The sequence below is a fragment of the Rubricoccus marinus genome (assembly GCF_002257665.1).
In the GTDB taxonomy this organism is placed as follows: domain Bacteria; phylum Bacteroidota; class Rhodothermia; order Rhodothermales; family Rubricoccaceae; genus Rubricoccus; species Rubricoccus marinus.
In genome coordinates, this window is record NZ_MQWB01000001.1 from 3,419,169 (window position 1) to 3,437,153 (window position 17,985).

Sequence of the window (17,985 nt, forward strand, 5' to 3'; positions counted from 1 at the left end):
GGGCGCAGTGCACTGCGCCCGGAACGGCTAGGCGCCAGAGGCCCCTGGCGGGGGCGCGAGCGCGATCACGGCGCGGGCGATCTCGTCGGCGGCGTCGGGCCGCGCGATGGCGAGGGCCTTGCGGCGCATCTGGTCCAGGAGGTCCGGCGCGTCCAGCAGCGCGATCACGTCGTCGTCGAAGCGCGCGTCGAGGTCGGCCTCGGGGAGGAGGATGGCGGCGCCGGCGTCGGCGAGGGCGCGCGCGTTCTTGGTCTGGTGGTCCGCGGTCACGTTCGGGCTCGGGACGAGGACCGACGGCGTGCCGGTAACAGCCAGTTCGGAGCACGTGATGGCGCCCGAGCGGCAGAGCACCAAGTCGGCGGCCTCGTAGGCGAGGTCCATCCGGTCGAGGTACGGGACCAGCTTGAGCCGCTCGTGCGCGGGCACGGCGGCGTTCAGCGTTTGGTAGTAGCGCTTGCCCGCGGCCCAGATCACGAACGTCTCGCCAGAGGCCAGCACCTCTTTGAGGTGCACCTTGAGCGCGCCGTTGATGGGCCCGGCGCCGAGCGAGCCGCCCATCGCGAGGAGGACGCGCGCGCCCTCGGGGATGCCGAAGTGCTCGCGCGCCTCGGTAGCGGAAGCCTCGGTGAGGTCCTGCCGGACGGGGTTGCCGGCAACCGTCGCGGGCGTGTCCTCGGGGAAGAAGGCGCGCGCGGCGTCGAAGGCGAGGAAGACGTGATCGGCGCGCGGCGCCAAGAGTTTGTTCGTCGCGCCGGCGTAGGCGTTCTGCTCCTGGATGACCATCTTTTTGCCGCGCAGCGAGGCCGCGAGCCCGACGGGGCCGCTGGCGTAGCCGCCCGTCCCCACAACGACGTCCGGGTCGAAGTTGCCGATCAGGCGCAGGCTCTCCCACAGCCCCTTGGCCAGCTTGAACGGGAACGCCGCGTTGCGCGCGAGGGCCTCTGGCGAGAGGCCGCGCTGGAAGCCGCTGACCGTGATGGGGTGGATGGCGTAGCCCGCCTTGGGCACGGCTTCCCACTCCATGCGGTCCTTGGTGCCGGCAAACGCGATAGCCGCCTGCGGGATGCGCGCGCGGATGGCGTCCGCGATGGCGATGGCCGGGTAGACGTGCCCGCCCGTGCCGCCGCACGCGAAAAGGACGCGCGGCGTGCCGGGCGCGCGCTTGAGCGCGCCAGCGGCGGGGGCTTGGTGGAGGGCTTCGGGCATCATGCTGGGTCCGCGTGGCGCGAGATGTTGAGCAGGATGCCGACCATGATGCCGGTCATGAGCAGCGACGTGCCGCCAAAGCTGACGAACGGCATGGCCAGCCCGGTCACGGGCGCGAGGCCACAGGCCACCGCCGCGTTGACGAAGCCGTAGAGCACGACGGCGCACGTGATCCCCACCGCCAGGAACAGCCCCAACGGGTCCGCCGCCCCGCGCGCGATGCGCAAGAGGCCTCTGGCGAGGACGTAGACGAACACGAGCAGGAGCGAGAGCGCGCCCACGAGGCCGTACTCCTCAGCCACGATGGCGAAGATGAAGTCGTTGTAGGGCGCCGGGAGGAAGTCGCGCTGGACGCTCTTGCCGGGGCCGCGGCCGGTCACGCCCCCCATCGCGAAGGCGATGCGGGCCTGGCGGGCCTGGTAGCCTTCGGCCTGGTCCGAGAAGGTGGCCTCGGCCTCGGCTTCCGAGGTGAAGATGCTCGTGTTCAGCCACGCGTCCACGCGCGCGGCGCGCTGCGGGTTGGCCGCGAGGAACGCCGACGCGAGGACCAGCGCCACGAGCGCTGTCCCGAGCAGGTGGCCCACACGCACGCGGCCCACGAACATCATCGCCGCGAGCGTGATGAGCAGGATCGCCGCCGTCGAGAGGTCCTCCATGCCGATCAGGAGCAGCGTCGGCCCGATCCAGAACAGCAGTGGCAGGTAGCCTCTGGCGAAGCTCTCGATGTACGGCTGCTTTTTGGTGAGCAGGACGGCCGTATGGAGCAGGATCGCCACCTTCGCCAGGTCTGACGGCTGGAAGGTCACGAACCCGAGGTCGATCCAGCGCTGCGCGCCGTTGGTCACCACGCCCATCACCTGCACCGCGACCAAGAGCCCGATGGCGACGATCATGAACGCCTTCGAGAAGCGCGCCAGCTTCCGGTAGTCCACGAGGGACGCCGCGCCCATCGCCAGAAGCCCGAGGCCGACGTGGAGGACGTGCTTGAGCAGGAACCTCTCTGTATCGCCGCCTGCCTTCGTCTCCGCGAGGAACGAGACGGCCGAGTACACCGCCACCACGCCCGCTGCGGCGAGCAGCAGGACAGCGCCGATGATGGCGGGGTCCGGGCGGCGGGAAACGGTGAGGGCCTTGGGCATTGTGAACTGCGCGATGCGTGAGGGAGCGATGGGCGAGACCCGCGCATCACGGCTCTCGCATCATGAGAGGTCGCCTGTTAGAGCGTCTGGACGGCCTGCTTGAAGGCGTCGCCGCGGTGCTCGTAGTTGTCGAACTGGTCGAAGGAGGCGCAGGCGGGGCTGAGCAGGACGGTGTCGCCCTCCTCGGCCATGAGGCTCGCGAACTGCACGGCCTCCTCCATGCTGGCGGCGTGGGCCGTGTGCGGCGCCAGAGGCCCGAGCTCCTCCAGGATCTTGTCGGCGCCCTCGCCGATCGCGACGATGCCTTTCACCTTGTCCGAGACGAGGCGGCGGAGCGGGCCGTAGTCGTTGCCTTTGTCGCGCCCTCCGGCGATGAGGACCACGCTGGGGCTGCCGTCGTCGTGCGCGGCGAAGGACTCCAGCGCGTACCAGACGGCGTTGACGTTGGTGGCCTTGGAGTCGTTGATGTAGGTGGCGCCGCGCACGGAGCGGACGCGCTCCAGGCGGTGCGGCACCCCCTCGAAGCTTGTCAGGCTCTGGCGCACCACGTCGCTCCGGATCTCCATCGCGCGGGCGACGATGGCGCTCGCGAGGGAGTTGTAGAGGTTGTGGCGCCCGCGGAGGGCGAGGTCGGAGGTGGGCATGAGCTCTTCGTAGCGAAGAAGGAAGTCGGCCGGGGTCAGGGTGCCCCGGTCTTCGATGGGTGCGCCAGAGGCCTCTGGCGGGGCTGCCGCAGGGGCGAGGCTTGCCTCGCCCTCGCTCGGAGCGCTGTCGGCGGGCGAAGCAAGCCTCGCCTCTACAGGGTGCGAGTCGGCCTCTGGCGACCCCGGATCGGCGTCCGGAGTAGGCGCTGGCGCCTCGGCAGGCGGCGTAACCGGGATGGCGCGGCGGGGCGCGTTGCCGCGGCTGGGCAGCGAGAGCGTGATCACGTCGCCCGAGATATGCGCGGCGCCGTCGCCGCGGTGGCGCACGAAGCCGCCGAGCGCCAGCGGCTCGTCGATGGAGAACGGGACGGGCGTGAGCCCGGCGCCAGAGGCCCAGCGCTCCACGTGGTCGGCCACGGCCTCGTCGTCCTTGTTGTAGATCAGCCAGTCGCCGGGCTGCTGCGCGGCCTCGAAGAGGCGGTACTTCGCCGCGGCGTACTTCTCCATCGAGCCGTCGTAGCGGTCGAGGTGGTCCGGCGTGACGTTGAGGAGCACGGCGACGTGCGGGCGGAACGTGGCGACGTGGTCCAACTGGAAGCTGGAGACCTCGAGGATCACCGCCGTGTCCTCGTCGATCTCATCCACGTAGTCTGAGAACGCCGTCCCGATGTTGCCCGCCACGACGTGCTTGCGCCCGGCAGTTTCGAAGATGTGCGCGATGAGGCTCGTCGTGGTGGTCTTGCCGTTGCTGCCGGTCACGGCCACGATCGGCCCGCGGCAGAACCAGCTCGCCACCTCGATCTCGCTCGCGACGGGGATGCCGCGGGCCTGGGCTGTCTGCACCGGCCCGATCGTGCTGGGCACGCCGGGGCTCACGACGATCAACTCGGCCTCCAGCGCGCGGTCGGTGTGGCCGCCCATCTCGAACGCGACGCCAGAGGCTTCGAGGTCTGCCTGGGCATCCGCACTCAGAGGCCCGTACTCGGTCAGGAACACGTGCGCGCCGCGCCGCGCGAGCAGCTTGGCGACGGCCAGACCGCTGCGGGCACCGCCGATCACGGTGACGGGGAGCCCCGCGATGCGCTCGCGGACGGACTCGATGGAGGCGGTGGTTTCGGCGGCGGTCATCGGACCCGGAAGAGGAAGATGGTCAGGATGGCGAGCATGGCGGTCACGATCCAGAAGCGGATCACGATCTTGGACTCGTGGACGCCCTGCGCTTCGTAGTGGTGGTGCAGCGGCGCCATGCGGAAGACGCGGCGCCCCTCGCCGTACTTCTTGCGCGTGTACTTGAAGTAGCCGGTCTGGATGATGACCGAGACCGTCTCCGCGAAAAAGATGGCGCAGAGGATGGGGAGGTAGAGCTCCTTCTTGATCAGGATGGCGAGCGTGCCGATGCCGGCGCCGAGCGCGAGGCTGCCCGTGTCGCCCATGAAGACCTGCGCCGGGTAGCCGTTGTACCACAGGAAGCCGAAGCACGCGGCGCCGAGCGCGGCGGCGTAGATCGTCAGCTCGCCCGTGCCGGGCACGAACACGTCGTTGACGAACTCCGCGAGGTCCACGCGGCCCGTGATGTACGTCATCGCGATCAGCGCGAGGCTCACAAACGCGGCCGTGCCCGCCGTGAGCCCGTCCAGGCCGTCGGTGATGTTGACGGCGTTGCTGACGCCGGCGAGGATGAACGTGACGACGGGGACGTAGATGATCCAGCCCCAGCCTTCGCCGATAAACGGCGCGAGGAAGTCGTAGTCGATCGTGCCGTTGGGCACGAACGGGAGACTTGTCGCGGTGTGGATGCCGTCCAGGGCGGGGAGCGAGTAGAGCAGGATGCTCACACTGATGCCGAGCACGAACTGGCCGATCAGCTTGGTCTTCTCCGAGAGCCCGCCCTTGTCCTTTTTGACCACCTTGATGTAGTCGTCGGCAAAGCCGACCGCGCCCATCCAGCCTGTGGCCACGAGGACGATCCAGATGTAGGGGTTGGTGAGGTCCGCCCAGAGGAGAACCGCCGAGAACATGGCGAGCAGCAGGATGACGCCGCCCATGGTGGGCGTGCCCGCTTTGTGCGCGTGGCTCACGGCGCCGGCGTCCTCGCCCTCGCGGATGGTCTCGCCGAGCTGCTTGCGCCGCAGGTACGCGATGATCTTCTTGCCCGCGAACAGCGCCACGAGCAGCGCCGTGCCGGCGGAGAGCCCGGCGCGGACGGTCACGAACTGGAAGACCTGGAAGCCGGGCGGCTGGTAGGTGGCTTCGAGCCAGGTAAGGAGGTGGTAGAGCATCAGCCTCTGGCGGAATCGGGGGTGACGCCAGAGGCCTCTGGCGAGGTGCGGCGCGCGAGCGTGGCCGTGAGGTGAACGCGGTCGTCGAAGTCGCGCTTCTCCGTGCCCACGATCTGGTAGTCCTCGTGCCCCTTGCCGGCCACGACGATCACGTCGCCAGAGGCCGCGTTCTCGGCGGCGAAGGCGATGGCCTCGGCGCGGTCCACGATCTCGGTGGCGCTCGCCTCTGGCGCGAGGCCCGCGCGGATGTCGGCGAGGATGGCTTCGGGGTCCTCGGTCCGCGGGTTGTCACTGGTGACCACGACGCGGTCCGCGCGACGGCTCGCGACCTCGGCCATCTCGGGGCGCTTGGTGCGGTCGCGGTCGCCGCCGGCGCCGAAGACGGCCCAGAGCCGGTTGCCCTCGGGCACGATCTCGCGGGCCGTTGCGAGCACGTTGTCGAGCGCGTCGGGTGTGTGCGCGTAGTCCACGACGCCGAGCACGCCGTCGTCGGAGCGGATCGTTTGAAAGCGGCCGGGGACGCCTTCGAGGTTTTCCATCGCGTCCAGCGTCTCGCCGGCCTCGTAGCCGAGGTCTCGCGCGACGGCGTAGGCGGCGCAGAGGTTGAGCGCGTTGAAGCGCCCCGCAATCCGGAAACGCCGCTCGTGGCCGTCGAGCCGCAGCAGCAGTCCCGCGACGGCGTTCTCCAGCACGTGCACGCGGACGTGCGCCTCTGGCGCGGTCCCGTAGGTCACGACGCGCGCCTGGGTGCGCGAGGTCATCTCGCCAGAGGCCGCGTCGTCGGCGTTGACGACGGCGACGGCATCGCGGCGGAGGCCGTCGAAAAGCTTGCGCTTGGCGGCGGCGTACTCGGCGGCGGAGCCGTGGAAATCGAGGTGGTCGTGCGTGAGGTTGGTAAAGACGGCGGCGCGGAAGGCGAGCGTGCGCACGCGGTCCAGCGCGAGGCCGTGGGACGAAACCTCCATCGCGACGTGCGTCGTCTGCCGGTCGCGCATGGCGGCGAGCAGGCTCTGCAGGCCGATGGCCTCTGGCGTGGTAAAGGCCGTCGCGTAGCGATCCGTGCCGATGCGGTTCTCGATGGTGCCGATCAGCCCGGCGGTCTCGCCGAGGCGCGTCAGCAGGCCGTGGAGCAAAACGGCGGTCGTCGTCTTGCCGTTGGTGCCGGTGATCCCGAGGAGCGCGAGCGAGTCTCCGGGGCGCTTGTAGAACGCCGCCGCAGCCTCCGCCAGCGCCGCTCTCGAATCCGTCGTGCGGACGAGAACGGCGCCGGGGAGGCGCTCACCCTTCCCCAAGGGTTTCGGGTCGGCCTCTGGCGCGTCGCCAGAAGCCGGAAGCTTGTAATCGGGGCCGACGATGGCCGCAGCGGCGCCAGAGGCGAGCGCCGTCGGCACGAAGTCGTGGCCGTCGCGGCCCACGGCGGTGTCGGCGGACATCGCGCCGAAGAGGTCGCCGCGCGTGACGCGGCGGCTGTCGTCGGTCATGCCACGGATCTCCACGTCGTCGGCCTCTGGCGAGGCGACGAGCAGCCCGGCCGCGCGGATGGGCGCGATCAGGTCCGCCAGAGGCCTCGGGGAGGTCTCGGGGGTGGGTGGAGTCGGGTGGAGCGGCGAGGTCAACGGAGCGGGAGTCGTAGGGGCGTGGGTTAGGCCCTCTCTAGCGGTTGGCAGTAAGGGAGACGGAGGCGGGCAGCGGCGCGCCGGGCGCGACGGACTGGCGGCGGATGACGCCTGAGCCCTTTAGGCGCACGCGCACGCCAGAGGCGCGCAGCCACGCGAGGGCGCGGCGGGTGGACATGCCGCGCACGTCGGGCATCGCGCCCGGCGCCTCCGCGGCCTGAGCCTCTGGCGAGGCGTCCAGCTTGACGGTCCGGTCCACGCGGGCCTCGTCGCCGTAGGCGGCCTCGTGGTAGACGACCGGCGTGGCCCAGCCGGCGCGGCGTGGGAGCTTGACGCCGAAGCCCTCGGCGCGGAGGCGCGCAAGCGCCAGAGGCGCAGGCATCCCGCCGATGCGGGGGAGTTGGGCCGTGGGCCGCGAGGGCAGGTCGGCTGCGGGCGCCACGCGCTGCGCCACGCTCGGGAACGTGCCGATCCAGCGCGCGGCGACGGCGCCGAAGATGGGCGCCGCCACGGCCCCGCCGCCGTAGCCGTTGGTGGGCCGGTCCAGCAGGATGTACATCACCACCTCGGGGTTGTCAGCGGGGAACATCCCGGCAAACGAGGCGCGGTATACGCCCGCGGTGTAGCTCCCGCCAACAGCGCTACGCGCCGTCCCGGTTTTGCCCGCGATGCTCAGGCCGTCCACGCGCGCGGCCTTGGCCGTGCCGCCCTCCTCCTTCACCACGCGCTCGAAGGCGGGGCGCAAGAGGCGCGCGGTGCGCTCGGAAAAGGCGCGGCGGACCGAGTCCACGGGGGCGCTCCACGTCACGTCGCCGCGCACGTCGCGCCGCTCGGAGACGACGTGCGGCCGCACGAGCAGGCCGCCGTTGGCGAGCGCGGCGTAGGCCGTGAGCATCTGCATCGGCGTGGTCTCGACCGAGTAGCCATAGGCCATCGAGGTCAGCGTCTGCGAGCCCCAGTCCTCGGGGCGGCGCAGTGTGCCGGGGACCTCGCCCGGGAGGTCGGAAAGCGTGGACTGCCCGAAGCCGAGGGCGCGGGCGGTGCGATAAAACGCGGAGGCGCCGGTCTTTTCCGCCGTGCGCGCCATGGCCACGTTGGAGGAGACCTTGATGGCGTCCGAAAGCGTGATGGTCCCGTGCGCCTTGGTGTCGCGGATCGTGCGGCCCTTGATGTAGGCCCAGCCCTCGCCCGTCTCGATGGTGTCGTCGAGGTCCATCGCGCGGGACTCCAGCGCGGCGATGGCGGTGACGAGCTTGAAGGTGGAGCCGGGCTCGATCTTGTCCGCGACGGCGTGGTTGCGGCGGGCCGCTTGCGAGAACGAGCCGGCGTTGTTGGGGTCGAACGTGGGCGCGTTGGCGAGCGCGAGGATGGCGCCCGTCCGGGGGTCCATCGCGATGGCGGTGCCCCAGCGCGCGCCCGCGTTGGCGACGCCTCTGGCGAGTTCCTCCTCGAGGATCGACTGTCGCACCAGGTCCAGCGTCAGCACGACCGTCTCCCCGTTCTCGGGCTCGACGACGTTGCCGCCCACGATGGCTTTGACGCGCCCGCGCATGTCGCGCTGCACGGCCTGCCGCCCGGGGCGTCCCGCCAGAGGTCCGTTGTGCTGCGCCTCCACGCCTGCGATGCCGCGGAGGTCGCGGTCCACGTGGCCGAGCACGTGCGCGCCGGTCCGGCCGTAGGTGTAGCGGCGCGCAAAGGAGCCGGTGATCAGGAGCCCGGGGATGTCGGCGCGGTCCAGCTCGTCTTTCTCAGCCTCGCCCAGGCGCGGCACGAGCCGCACGTACTGGCGGCTGGCACGGTCGCGGATCTTGCGGCGGTAGTGCTCGCCGCTCTTGCCCGTCAGGCGGCCCAGGAGGTCGGTCAGTTCGGCCTCGCGCTCGGCGAAGCCGGCAACAGTCGGGTCGGCGTTGACTTCGAAGGTCGCCGTGTTCTGGACCAGCACGCGGCCGGCGCGGTCCAGGATGGCGCCGCGCTGCGCGGGGAGCTCCACAAAGCTCTCCGCCTGCTTTGTACCCTCGGCCCGTAGCTCGCCCCCGTCCACCACGTGCAAGCGCACGATCTGCGCCACCACCGCCAGAGGCAGGAGGAGCACCACGCCGAGGACGACGTAGAGGCGGTTGAGGATGGTGCGGCGAGCGTTCACGAAAAGCGGGGAGCGGAAAAGCGGGAGGCCTCTGGCGCGAGAGGCATCGGTGGGGGTGGAGCGCCAGAGGCGCTAGTCGAGCGTGATAGAGGGGCCGTAGGCGATGCCTTCGTCCAGGCCGAGCGCGGCGGCGCGGGGCATGACAGCCTCGGGGCCGGTCATGCGGTCAAAGGCGCCGCGCAGGCGCTGGTTGGTCAGGCGCAGGCGCTGGTTCTCGGCGCGGGCCTGCTGCACGTCGGCGAGCGTGGCCTGCGTGGCGAAGGTGTGGCCGACAAAGGCGGTCACCAGCACGCACGCGAACAAGAGCAGGAGTCCCAGCTTGAGGCTCGGCGTGGCGTCGAGTGCGCGGACGCGGCGGGAGGCCTTCGTCTTTTTGCCTCTGGCGCTGCGGCCGCCGAGCGCGTCCCAGCCGGGCAGGTTGCCGCTGCGCGACTTCTGCTGCAGGATGGCGCGCTCGGCCTGCGGCCTGCGGGCGCCTTGGGTCTGCTTCGCGCGCGACGGCGCCGCCTTACGGGGCGAGCTCGTCTTGCGCGAGGACGGCTTACGGGCCGTCGTCTTTTTGGAGCGGGGAGCGGTCGTGGTAGCCATGGTCACTAGGCGGTCTTCTCGGCGACGCGGAGGCGGGCGCTCCGCGCGCGGGGGTTGGCGGCGATCTCCTCGGCGCTCGCGACGACGGCGCGGCGCGTGACGGGCGCCAGAGGCGAGACCACGTTGCCGTAGTGGTCCTTCTCGGGCTGCGCGTCGAAGCTGCCGTGGCGCAGAAAGCGCTTGGCGGGCCGGTCCTCCAGGGAGTGGTAGGCGATGACCGCGAGGCGGCCGCCGGGGCGGAGCACCTTGAGCGCCGCCGGCAGCGCGTCCTCGATCTGGCCCATCTCGTCGTTGACCGCGATGCGGAGCCCCTGGAACACGCGGGCGAGCGTCTTCACCTCGTCGCGCGTTGGCACGCTCGCGCGGACGGCGTCGGCGAGGTCGCCGGTGGTCTCCATGCGCTCGGCGTTCTTGATCGCGCGCGCGATCCCACGCGAGCGGCGCTCCTCGCCGTACTGGTAGATCACGTCCGCCAGGCGCTCGGCGCTGAGCCGCGCGATCATCTCGGCGGCGCTCTCGCCAGAGGCAGCGTTCATGCGCATGTCCAGCGGGCCGCTGGCGGAAAAGGCGAAGCCTCTGGCGGCGGAGTCCAACTGGCGCGAGGACACGCCGAGGTCGAGCAGCACGCCGGAGACCGTCCCCGGATCGACGCCCGCCTCGCGGACGGCGCGGCTCATCTCGGCGAACGTGGCGTGGACCGGCACGAAGCGCCCCGAGGCCTCGGCCTCGGCGAGCCGCTGGCGCGCGACGCTCAGCGCCTCCGGGTCGCGGTCGATACCAATGACCGTGGCCTCTGGCGCGAGCGCGTCGAGCAGCGCGGCGCTGTGACCGCCGCCGCCCAGCGTGCCGTCGATGTAGACGCCGGCCGGGTCGGTGATGAGGAGGTCCAGCGTCTCGGCGAGAAGCACCGGGTCGTGGTAGCCGGTCGCGTAGGCGCTGGCGCCAGAGGCGCGCGTCTCGCCAGAGGCCCCGTCCGGGCGCGACGCGCCAGCCGCCTCAGCGGAGCGGCGCGGGTCGGCAGACAAATCCGGTGTGGTGGACCCGAACTGGTCTGCCGACCGAGCACCGCCAGCGCGGGGACGGCGGGAGCGTCGCGAAGAGGACATGGGGAGAGGGGCGGTCATCTAGAGCGTGCGGGTGCCGATCGCGCGGCGCCCGGCGAGGCGGGAGCGGGAGGCTCCCATGTGGCGGTCGGCGAGGTCGGCGACCGAGTGCGCGCTGCCGTTGAGGTAGGCGGCGTAGGCGCCGAGCGACCACACCTCGATGCGGTTGAGCACACCGATCATCTTGGCCTTGTCGCCGGGCTCCAGCCCGACGAGTTCCATCAGGTCGCGCGGGAGGCTCACGCGCCCCTGGCTGTCCAGCGAGACCTCGTCGGTCCACATCAGGATGCGGCGCGAGAGCATCGCCTGTTCGGCGTTGAACCCGTCCAGCTTTTCCAGCTTGGGCTCGATCTCACCTTCCCACACGTCGAGCGGGTAGAGCACGATGCACTGGTCCACGCCCTGCGTGACGACAAAGGTCTCCCGCGCCTCCGGCCGGAGGTAACGGCGCATCTTCGCCGGCACGGGCACGCGGCCCTTGCTGTCGATGGTGTTCTCTGCTCTGCCCTTGAAGCCGGCCATGACCGGTGTCCCCTCCAGGGTGGTTGGTGAGTGGTGGGAACGGGGCGCCAGATGCTTTCCCCACTTCTCCCCACCGCCTGCAACGTACCCGAATCGCCCAAAACGGCCAAATTTGGGGGATAACAAACCTCAGCTGTGGATAACAGCTCCTCAGAACGGCCGAAACAGGCCGATACACAAGGGGTGACAATCCGTTCACCATTCTGCCGGCCCAGTGAATAGATTATCACCTATCCCTTTTTCCCGCCACCCGGGCCTCGGCCACCATGTCCGCTCAACTTACGGAACGCCAGAATCAGATCTATGAATTCATCCGGTCCCATATCCAGACCGAAGGAATTCCACCCACCGTGATCGAGATCCGAGACCACCTCGGGCTCAAGAGCACCAACGGTGTGCACAAACACTTGGGCGCGCTGGAGAAGAAAGGCGTCCTCGTGCGGACCCCCAACGTCTCGCGGGGGCTCCGGCTTCTGGCGAAGGACGCCGACGCGTTCTCGTTCGACGAGGGCACGCCCAGCCTGCCGCTGATTCCCAAGATGAGCTCGGGCCAGCCGGGCCTCTTGCGCCGCGGCAAGCAGCACCTCCAGGTGGACCTCCGGTTCATGCCGCGCATCGATCCCGACGACTGCCTCGCGGGCCGGGCCGGCGACGACGGCATGGCCGACGAAGGCATCCTCAAAGGCGACTTCCTCGTGATCGAGGAGGCCGGCTCGCGGCCCATCCCAGAGGGCACGCTCGTGGCCGTGCTGCTCATGGATCTGCTGGCCGTGCGGCGCGTGGCGTACGCCGGCGAGCGCATCAAGCTGGTGCCCGCGGCGACGCGCTACAAGCCGAAGTCGTTTATCGTCGGCTCGCCGGCCTACCTCGTGATCGGCCCGGTCCTCGCGGTGATGCGGAAGCTGTAACGCCAGAGAGATGCGGCACCTCTTCCCCACCGCGCCTCTGGCGGAACGAGTCCCGCATACGCCTCGGGCGAGATGTCGGTGCGCCCGTTCCCCACCTCTCCCCACCGCCAGAGGCCTCTGGCGCTACCGCGCGACCGTCAGCCGCACGCTCACCGCCCCGTCCTCGGTCTCGGCGCGGACGACGTAAACGCCCGTCGCCCACCCCGACGTGTCCACCTCCCACGCGTGCCCGCCTCTGGCGGGGCCGGCGCCAGAGGCCCACACCGCCCGGCCCCGCGCGTCGTAGACGGTAACGGTCTCGTCCTCTGGCGCGCCGAGGTCCAGCGCGATCCGCACGGCGCCCGAGGCCGGGTTCGGGCTGACCTCCAACGCCGCGCCAGAGGCCTCTGGCGCCGCCTCCCGCGGCGCCGCCCCGTTCGAGACGATCACCGGCGCCGTCGTCCGCCACACCGCCGAGTCCGTCGCCGCGTACACCCGCCCCTCCTCCGAGATCCGGATGTGGTTCACGTCGTGGCCGCCCCACCCCGCCGAGACCTCCTCGAACGACGCCCCGCCGTCGCGGGAGACCAACATCGTGCTCCGGTTCGTCGGACGGTTCAGCGTGTACCCCACGCTCGCCCAGACGGACCCGTCGGCGCCGCCGCGGACGCGGACGCGGTCGGTCTCCTCCAGGCCGTAGTCCCCCTCCCGCACCCGGTGCACCTCCGCCCACGTCGCGCCGCCGTCGTCGCTGCGGTGGACCACGCTCGCGCGGCGGTGCTGCGCGGGGTCGTTCTCCGCTACGGCGGCGTAGGCGGCGCCGCCGAAGGGGTGGCCGGGCTCGGGCGCGAACGTCACGGAGTAGGCGATGAGCGCGCCGGCTTCGTAGAGCGAGGAGGGGCGGAAGGAGCGCCCGTCGTCGTCGGAGTACGTCACGCCGTTGTAAGCGGCGGCGAGGATCCGGCCGCGGGGCAAGGCGCCAGAGGCGGGGACCTCGGCGATGTCGACGGTGTCGCCGCCGAAGGCGCCGAGCTCGGTGAAGGTGCGGCCGCGGTCGTCGGAGCGCCAGAGCGTGAAGACGCGCGTGGCGAGGAGGGCGCCGTCGGTCCCGGGGTTCGCGCCCCAGATCATCGCCTCGAGGCCAGCGATGCCGTCGAAGTCCCAGGTCGCCCCGTAGTCGGCGGAGCGGGAGGCGCGGTTGGAGGCGCCGCCGACGATGACGGAGTCGCGGGCGAGCAGGGCGTCGGCGTAGCACCCCGCCCCGCGGCAGAGCAGGGTCCAGTCCCGCTCGTCGTCGTCGAGCCTGTAGGTCCGCCCCGCGTGGACGTAGACGGCGGTGCCCCCCCCGGGCGCCTCCGCGAGGGCGAGGGCGGTCACCATGGCGTTCTCGTTCACCGTCTGCGCGGTGGAGGGGAGCGGCCCCCACACGACCGGGGGCTGGGCGCCTACGGAGATGCTCGCCGCCATTACGAGTGCAACGGTGAGAACGGCTCGGAGCATCTGGCGCATGGAGGGACTGGGCGAAAGCGGGCAGGCCGGGCGCCCGCCGCTTCGGCCTACGCTCGAAAGTAGGGAGCCCGGCCACAGGCGCGAGCATGCGCGCTCCCATTCTCGCCTCTGGCGCCAGAGGCTAGCCGCCCCCGATGGCCGAGAGCATCGCGACGCAGCCCACGGCGGCGTAGATGCCCAGCACGTAGCCCGCGACGGCCATCAACAGCCCCACCGGCGCCATCGCCGGGTGGTACACGCCCGCTACGATGGGCGCGCTGGCCGCGCCGCCCACGTTGGCCATGCTGCCGGTCGCCACGAAGAACAGCGGGGCCCTGAGCAGCTTCGCGGCCAGGAACAAGAGCCCGATGTGGACCGCGAGCCAAACCACGCCGATGAGGAGGAACAGCGGCGCCTCCGCGATGGCGAAGAGGTTGCCCTGCGCGCCGATGCTGGTCAGGAGCATGTAGAGCGCGACGTAGCCCAGGCGGCTCGCGCCGTCGATCTCCAGCTTACGCAGCGGTGTAAACGAGAGGATCAGTCCCACGGTGACGGCGATCAGCACCGCCCACGTCCCGCCAGAGATGATGGTCTGCCCGTCGATCTGGACCGGCTCGATGCTGCTGCCGAGCACGCGGGAGAGGACCGCCGCCGCGATGCCCAGGCCGATGATGATGGCGCCCGTCTCGATGGTGAGCGGACGCCGCTGCGTATCGAGTTGCTTGAGCGTTTCGTCCACGCGGTCCATCGCGCTCGTATCCGCGCCGACCCACGCGTTGAACCGCTCCTGGTAGCCCGCGAGGAAGAGCAGGATGCCCATCCACCCGTAGCCCACGACGACATCCACGACGATCACGGGGCCGAGATCGCGAAGCCCCACGCTTTCGGCCATCGCGACCATGTTGGCCGTGCCGCCGATCCAGCTTCCGCTCAACGCCGACATGCCCTGCCAGAGGCCCGTGGTGTCGGCAAACAGCGACACCACGAGCAGCGCGATCGGCCCGCCGATCACGATGCCGAGCGTGCCGACCAGCAGCATGATGAGCGCCATCTTGCCCAGGCTCGCGATTGCCTTCAAGTCGATCGTGAGCATGAGCAGGAACAGCGCCATTGGCAGGAGGATGTAGCTGAACAGGTCATAGGCCGGGTTCACGTACTCCGTGATCCCGAGGGCCTCGTTCCCGGGCCGGTACGGCTGCAACACGCCAAACGTGCTCAGCAGCATGGGCACGAAGTAGGCCCAGATCACTGGCGGGATCACGTCGAACAGCTTTTTGAGCGCTTCCACGCGCGAGAGCGCGAACACGGCCGCGAGGACCGCGGCCAAGAGCGCCGCCGTCTGCACGGGGTCGGTGATAAGCGCGGCGGGGCCTTCGAGGGCAGCGGGGTCTTGCATGGTGTGGCGGGGAAGTCGCGCGAAGATAGTCGGCCCGCCAGAGGCCTCTGGCGACGGGGTTTGGGCCGCGTTCCGGTAGGGAGAGGTATCGGGCCGCCGCTCTTCTCACGTGGCGTGCCGCTTTTGCCGCTGGCGCCGTGCCGGCGGCTCCCTCCTGCCCTGCCCCGCTATGCGCACCGTTCTCCGTCGAATCGAACCCGTGTCCCTCGCCAAGATTTATGGCGCCCTCGGGGCGCTCTACGGCCTGTTCGGTGGCCTCGTCGGCGGCTGCGTGGCCGCGACCGTCGGCTCCCAGTTCGGCAACGGCGGGGCGAGCCTCGGGCTTCTGGCCGTGATCCTGTACCCCGTCATGGGCGCAGTCTTCGGGTTCGTCGGGGGCTTCATCGGCGGGATCGTCTACAACTTCCTCGCCGACCGCGTGGGCGGCGTGGAGATGGAGTTCGACGACTTCGGGGAGATGGACATCCTGTAGCCGCGCCCGGCCTCTGGCGCTCCACCTCTGGCGCCTCGCCTCTCACGTGGCGCGTTGAGACCTCGCCAGAGGCCGAGCCGCCTTGCTCGGCCGCCAGAGGCTACTCGCCGGTGTCGACGCGGTCGACGACGGCCACGATGGTGGCGTCAGCGGCGGTGAGCGGCTGCGTGGCGACAAACGGCAGCGAGGCCTCGGCGCTGGTCACGAACAGGACGCGGTCGCCGGGGCCGGCGTCGCAGGTATCGAGCGCGGCGGTGGGGCGCCCCTTTGGCGAGCCGTCGGCGCGGAGCGGCTGCACGAGCAGCATCCGCTTCCCCTCGACCGAGGCGTCCTTCCGCGTCGCCCAGATGCTGCCGATGACGTGGCCGATGGTCACGCCGTCTCCTGCAAAACCGGCGGGTCCACCTCGACCACGTCCAAGCGGTCCACGATGGCCATGATGACGGCGTCGACCGGCTTCTTGTCCGTCAGCTCGGTCTGCCGCCCGGACGATCCCTGGGCGACGAGAACGGTCTCGCCTTCACCCGCGCCGACGGCGTCCACGGCCACGACGGTCGTCGCCAGAGGCGAGCCGTCGAGGTCCACCTCGCGCACGAGGAGGAACTTCATGCCCACGAGTTGCGGGTCTTTCCGGGTGGCCCAAACGGTGCCGATGACCTGGCCGAGAAGCATGAACGTGCGGGGGCGAGCGGTGCGCCGCAAGGTAGCCTCTGGCGGGGGCGCACTCGCCAGAGGCGCGGGCCGGCCTCTGGCGCCTACCGCTTGTCGGCGGCCACGAGCGCGAGCGTGACGCGGCTGACGCAGACGAGTCGCTCGCGCTCGTCCTCGATGCGGACCTCCCAGACGGCGGTCGTGCGGCCGTTGTGGAGCGGCGTGGCGGTCGCGCGCAAGAGGCCCTCGCGGACGGACCGGAGGTGGTTGGCGTTGATCTCCATGCCCATGGCCACCTTCTCGGGCAGCGCCGCGCTCGTGGCGCCCACGCTCGCGACGCTCTCGGCCAGGACCACGCTCGCGCCACCGTGGAGGACGCCCATCGGCTGGTGCACGCGCGGGCCGACGGGCATCGTCGCGACCACGCGGTCACCGGACACCTCGACGTACTGGATGCCGAGCGTCTGGTCCAACGAGGTGCCGCTGGCGAGGGGGAACGGGGAGTCGGGCGTGGGGTCGTCGGCCATGGGGCGTGCAGTCGGGGGTGGGGCGCGGTCGTACTCTGGGCGCTCGCCCCCCGATCCCGCCTCTGGCGCCAGAGGCCCGCCCCATGCTCGAAGCCCTCCGCGACTGGTTCCTCTCCCTCGGGACGGAGTACGGCGTCAACCCGTGGATCTTCGGCGGCATCTACGTCGGCGCCATCCCCCTTTTCTCGCTCTCGGTCGCGTGGCTGGTGCGCAACGCGCGCCAGAGGCGGAGCATCGTGGCGCCGGCGCTCGCGGCGGGCTTCTTCTTCGTCTCGGCGTACCTCTACCTCATCATCGCGGGCGAGAACGTGCCCGCGTGGGTCTACGTGTTCGTCGTGCTGCTCGTGGCCGGGGGTGCGTGGAGCGCGGTCCGCAAGGTGCGCGCGCAGATCGCCGACGCGACCGCGCCAGAGGGCACCCCCGCTCCGCCCGACGCCTCTGGCGGAACGCTCCCGCCAGAGGCCTGACCACGCGCGGCGCCAGAGGCGCTAGTCCAGGTCCACGCTGACGCCGATGCCGACGATGGCGTTGACGGCGTTGCCGAAGTCACCCGAGACGGGGATCTCGGCGTAGATGCCGGGCCGCAGGCCGCCGACGGGGAGCTCGCCCGCGATGCCCACGAAGTGATCGAAGCGCGACGCGCTGCCGGTGTCCTCGGTCAGGATGCCGGTGCCTCTGGCGCCGAGCGAGAGCTCGGCGGGGCCGACGAGGGCGCGGAGTTGGAGCGTGTAGCTGCCGAAGAGCTCCGTATCGCGGCCCTCCGTGACCGGGATCAGCACCTGCGGGATCACGCGCGCTTCGATGCTCACGTCCGAGCTCGCGAGGTACTCGTAGCCCAGCGTGCCCGCCAGCGTCGCCGTCTCCGGCGTGAACGCGCCGATGCGGTCGCTCGTGGCCGAGGCGCCGTAGGAGAGCGCCGTGAAGTCGTTCCGGTCCACGTCGATCACGGTTTCCACGATCGGCGCCCGCGCGCCGATGCCGAGGATCATGCCCGATCCGAGGCGGGTCTCCACGCCCAGATACGGGTTGCCGAGGACGAAGGCGCTTTCCGTTCCCTCGAACGGGCCGAAGCTTTCGTCGAAGGCCGTGTACGCGGCGGGGAGGTCCAGGATCACCTGCACGCGGTCCCCGAACCGGCCCTCCAAAAACGTCGCGTTGGAGAGCGGCGAGAAGCCATCGACCGTGTCGCTATCGAACGTGATGTGGCTGGACGTGATGGAGACGGCGTCCGTGCCCTGGGAGAACGGCAGCCAGCTGCCCGGCTGAGCGCTGGCGGCGGCGGAGAAGACGAGGGCGAGCAGCAGAGAGAGGCGCATAAGGGTGG

General features: G+C 70.8%; 18 protein-coding genes. 3 read left to right on the forward strand and 15 right to left on the reverse strand.

Going from position 1 to position 17,985, the window contains the following annotated elements:
• Positions 1 to 27: 27 nt before the first annotated feature.
• From murG to BSZ36_RS14520, 9 genes are all read right to left on the reverse strand, one after another.
• A complete protein-coding gene (gene murG / locus BSZ36_RS14480) occupies positions 28 to 1,209 on the reverse strand; it encodes an undecaprenyldiphospho-muramoylpentapeptide beta-N-acetylglucosaminyltransferase (RefSeq protein WP_218827683.1) in 1,182 nt (393 codons plus the stop codon).
• On the reverse strand, positions 1,206 to 2,345 hold the full coding sequence (locus BSZ36_RS14485; protein WP_094550193.1) for an FtsW/RodA/SpoVE family cell cycle protein: 1,140 nt from the start codon (positions 2,343 to 2,345) through the stop codon (positions 1,206 to 1,208). Before BSZ36_RS14485 ends, murG begins: the two co-directional genes overlap by 4 nt.
• A 77-nt stretch (positions 2,346 to 2,422) precedes the next feature.
• Positions 2,423 to 4,117, reverse strand: a complete 1,695-nt coding sequence (locus BSZ36_RS19735; RefSeq protein WP_218827684.1) for a Mur ligase family protein — start codon at positions 4,115 to 4,117, stop codon at positions 2,423 to 2,425.
• The gene (mraY, locus tag BSZ36_RS14495) at positions 4,114 to 5,268 is read right to left on the reverse strand and encodes a phospho-N-acetylmuramoyl-pentapeptide-transferase (protein ID WP_094550195.1); all 1,155 of its coding nucleotides are present in this window, start codon (positions 5,266 to 5,268) and stop codon (positions 4,114 to 4,116) included. Before mraY ends, BSZ36_RS19735 begins: the two co-directional genes overlap by 4 nt.
• Positions 5,268 to 6,884 carry a UDP-N-acetylmuramoyl-L-alanyl-D-glutamate--2,6-diaminopimelate ligase gene (locus tag BSZ36_RS14500; RefSeq protein ID WP_094550197.1) on the reverse strand — a complete coding sequence of 539 codons (1,617 nt, stop codon included), beginning with the start codon at positions 6,882 to 6,884 and terminating at the stop codon, positions 5,268 to 5,270. Before BSZ36_RS14500 ends, mraY begins: the two co-directional genes overlap by 1 nt.
• A gap of 37 nt (positions 6,885 to 6,921) precedes the next feature.
• Positions 6,922 to 9,027 (reverse strand): penicillin-binding protein, encoded by a 2,106-nt coding sequence (locus BSZ36_RS14505; RefSeq protein WP_218827685.1) that lies wholly within the window; start codon positions 9,025 to 9,027, stop codon positions 6,922 to 6,924.
• Between the two features lie 72 nt (positions 9,028 to 9,099).
• Positions 9,100 to 9,615, reverse strand: a complete 516-nt coding sequence (locus BSZ36_RS14510; protein ID WP_143536915.1) for a hypothetical protein — start codon at positions 9,613 to 9,615, stop codon at positions 9,100 to 9,102.
• A gap of 5 nt (positions 9,616 to 9,620) precedes the next feature.
• Positions 9,621 to 10,721, reverse strand: coding sequence for a 16S rRNA (cytosine(1402)-N(4))-methyltransferase RsmH (rsmH, locus tag BSZ36_RS14515; protein ID WP_094550201.1), 1,101 nt, complete (start codon positions 10,719 to 10,721; stop codon positions 9,621 to 9,623).
• Positions 10,722 to 10,739: 18 nt separating this feature from the next.
• Positions 10,740 to 11,240 (reverse strand): division/cell wall cluster transcriptional repressor MraZ, encoded by a 501-nt coding sequence (locus tag BSZ36_RS14520; protein ID WP_094550203.1) that lies wholly within the window; start codon positions 11,238 to 11,240, stop codon positions 10,740 to 10,742.
• Between the two features lie 266 nt (positions 11,241 to 11,506).
• Here BSZ36_RS14520 and lexA point away from each other — a divergent pair, with 266 nt between their 5' ends.
• Positions 11,507 to 12,148 carry a transcriptional repressor LexA gene (gene lexA, locus BSZ36_RS14525; RefSeq protein ID WP_094550205.1) on the forward strand — a complete coding sequence of 214 codons (642 nt, stop codon included), beginning with the start codon at positions 11,507 to 11,509 and terminating at the stop codon, positions 12,146 to 12,148.
• A 123-nt stretch (positions 12,149 to 12,271) separates the two neighbouring features.
• On the opposite strand, the gene BSZ36_RS14530 is transcribed toward lexA, so the two are convergent.
• A complete protein-coding gene (locus BSZ36_RS14530; protein ID WP_143536916.1) occupies positions 12,272 to 13,627 on the reverse strand; it encodes a T9SS type A sorting domain-containing protein in 1,356 nt (451 codons plus the stop codon).
• A 130-nt stretch (positions 13,628 to 13,757) separates the two neighbouring features.
• The gene (locus tag BSZ36_RS14535; protein WP_094550209.1) at positions 13,758 to 15,011 is read right to left on the reverse strand and encodes a DUF819 family protein; all 1,254 of its coding nucleotides are present in this window, start codon (positions 15,009 to 15,011) and stop codon (positions 13,758 to 13,760) included.
• Positions 15,012 to 15,180: 169 nt separating this feature from the next.
• On the opposite strand from BSZ36_RS14535, the gene BSZ36_RS14540 reads away from it, so the two are divergent.
• Positions 15,181 to 15,483, forward strand: a complete 303-nt coding sequence (locus tag BSZ36_RS14540; RefSeq protein ID WP_094550211.1) for a hypothetical protein — start codon at positions 15,181 to 15,183, stop codon at positions 15,481 to 15,483.
• 100 nt (positions 15,484 to 15,583) lie between these two features.
• Here the strand turns inward: BSZ36_RS14540 and BSZ36_RS14545 are convergent, their stop codons facing one another.
• The 3 genes from BSZ36_RS14545 to BSZ36_RS14555 form a co-directional block, all read right to left on the reverse strand.
• The gene (locus BSZ36_RS14545) at positions 15,584 to 15,859 is read right to left on the reverse strand and encodes a EutN/CcmL family microcompartment protein (protein ID WP_179271209.1); all 276 of its coding nucleotides are present in this window, start codon (positions 15,857 to 15,859) and stop codon (positions 15,584 to 15,586) included.
• Complete coding sequence (locus BSZ36_RS14550) at positions 15,856 to 16,155, reverse strand: EutN/CcmL family microcompartment protein (RefSeq protein WP_094550215.1); 300 nt, start codon at positions 16,153 to 16,155, stop codon at positions 15,856 to 15,858. The genes BSZ36_RS14545 and BSZ36_RS14550 overlap by 4 nt, the downstream gene beginning before the upstream one ends.
• Before the next feature lie 83 nt (positions 16,156 to 16,238).
• The gene (locus BSZ36_RS14555; RefSeq protein WP_094550217.1) at positions 16,239 to 16,661 is read right to left on the reverse strand and encodes a PaaI family thioesterase; all 423 of its coding nucleotides are present in this window, start codon (positions 16,659 to 16,661) and stop codon (positions 16,239 to 16,241) included.
• Positions 16,662 to 16,744: 83 nt separating this feature from the next.
• On the opposite strand from BSZ36_RS14555, the gene BSZ36_RS14560 reads away from it, so the two are divergent.
• Positions 16,745 to 17,128, forward strand: coding sequence for a hypothetical protein (locus BSZ36_RS14560; protein WP_094550219.1), 384 nt, complete (start codon positions 16,745 to 16,747; stop codon positions 17,126 to 17,128).
• A 21-nt stretch (positions 17,129 to 17,149) separates the two neighbouring features.
• On the opposite strand, the gene BSZ36_RS14565 is transcribed toward BSZ36_RS14560, so the two are convergent.
• Entirely contained in the window at positions 17,150 to 17,977 is an 828-nt protein-coding gene (locus BSZ36_RS14565) for a hypothetical protein (protein ID WP_094550221.1), read from the reverse strand.
• Positions 17,978 to 17,985 lie beyond the last annotated feature (8 nt).

What these genes read in the sequence shown, in the direction of transcription:
- murG (WP_218827683.1), bottom strand. Translation starts at nt 1,209, where the DNA reads ATGATGCCCGAAGCCCTCCACCAAGCCCCCGCCGCTGGCGCGCTCAAG.
- BSZ36_RS14485 (WP_094550193.1), bottom strand. Translation starts at nt 2,345, where the DNA reads ATGCCCAAGGCCCTCACCGTTTCCCGCCGCCCGGACCCCGCCATCATC.
- BSZ36_RS19735 (WP_218827684.1), bottom strand. Translation starts at nt 4,117, where the DNA reads ATGACCGCCGCCGAAACCACCGCCTCCATCGAGTCCGTCCGCGAGCGC.
- mraY (WP_094550195.1), bottom strand. Translation starts at nt 5,268, where the DNA reads ATGCTCTACCACCTCCTTACCTGGCTCGAAGCCACCTACCAGCCGCCC.
- BSZ36_RS14510 (WP_143536915.1), bottom strand. Translation starts at nt 9,615, where the DNA reads ATGGCTACCACGACCGCTCCCCGCTCCAAAAAGACGACGGCCCGTAAG.
- rsmH (WP_094550201.1), bottom strand. Translation starts at nt 10,721, where the DNA reads ATGTCCTCTTCGCGACGCTCCCGCCGTCCCCGCGCTGGCGGTGCTCGG.
- BSZ36_RS14520 (WP_094550203.1), bottom strand. Translation starts at nt 11,240, where the DNA reads ATGGCCGGCTTCAAGGGCAGAGCAGAGAACACCATCGACAGCAAGGGC.
- lexA (WP_094550205.1), top strand. Translation starts at nt 11,507, where the DNA reads ATGTCCGCTCAACTTACGGAACGCCAGAATCAGATCTATGAATTCATC.
- BSZ36_RS14530 (WP_143536916.1), bottom strand. Translation starts at nt 13,627, where the DNA reads ATGCTCCGAGCCGTTCTCACCGTTGCACTCGTAATGGCGGCGAGCATC.
- BSZ36_RS14535 (WP_094550209.1), bottom strand. Translation starts at nt 15,011, where the DNA reads ATGCAAGACCCCGCTGCCCTCGAAGGCCCCGCCGCGCTTATCACCGAC.
- BSZ36_RS14540 (WP_094550211.1), top strand. Translation starts at nt 15,181, where the DNA reads ATGCGCACCGTTCTCCGTCGAATCGAACCCGTGTCCCTCGCCAAGATT.
- BSZ36_RS14550 (WP_094550215.1), bottom strand. Translation starts at nt 16,155, where the DNA reads ATGCTTCTCGGCCAGGTCATCGGCACCGTTTGGGCCACCCGGAAAGAC.
- BSZ36_RS14555 (WP_094550217.1), bottom strand. Translation starts at nt 16,661, where the DNA reads ATGGCCGACGACCCCACGCCCGACTCCCCGTTCCCCCTCGCCAGCGGC.
- BSZ36_RS14560 (WP_094550219.1), top strand. Translation starts at nt 16,745, where the DNA reads ATGCTCGAAGCCCTCCGCGACTGGTTCCTCTCCCTCGGGACGGAGTAC.
- BSZ36_RS14565 (WP_094550221.1), bottom strand. Translation starts at nt 17,977, where the DNA reads ATGCGCCTCTCTCTGCTGCTCGCCCTCGTCTTCTCCGCCGCCGCCAGC.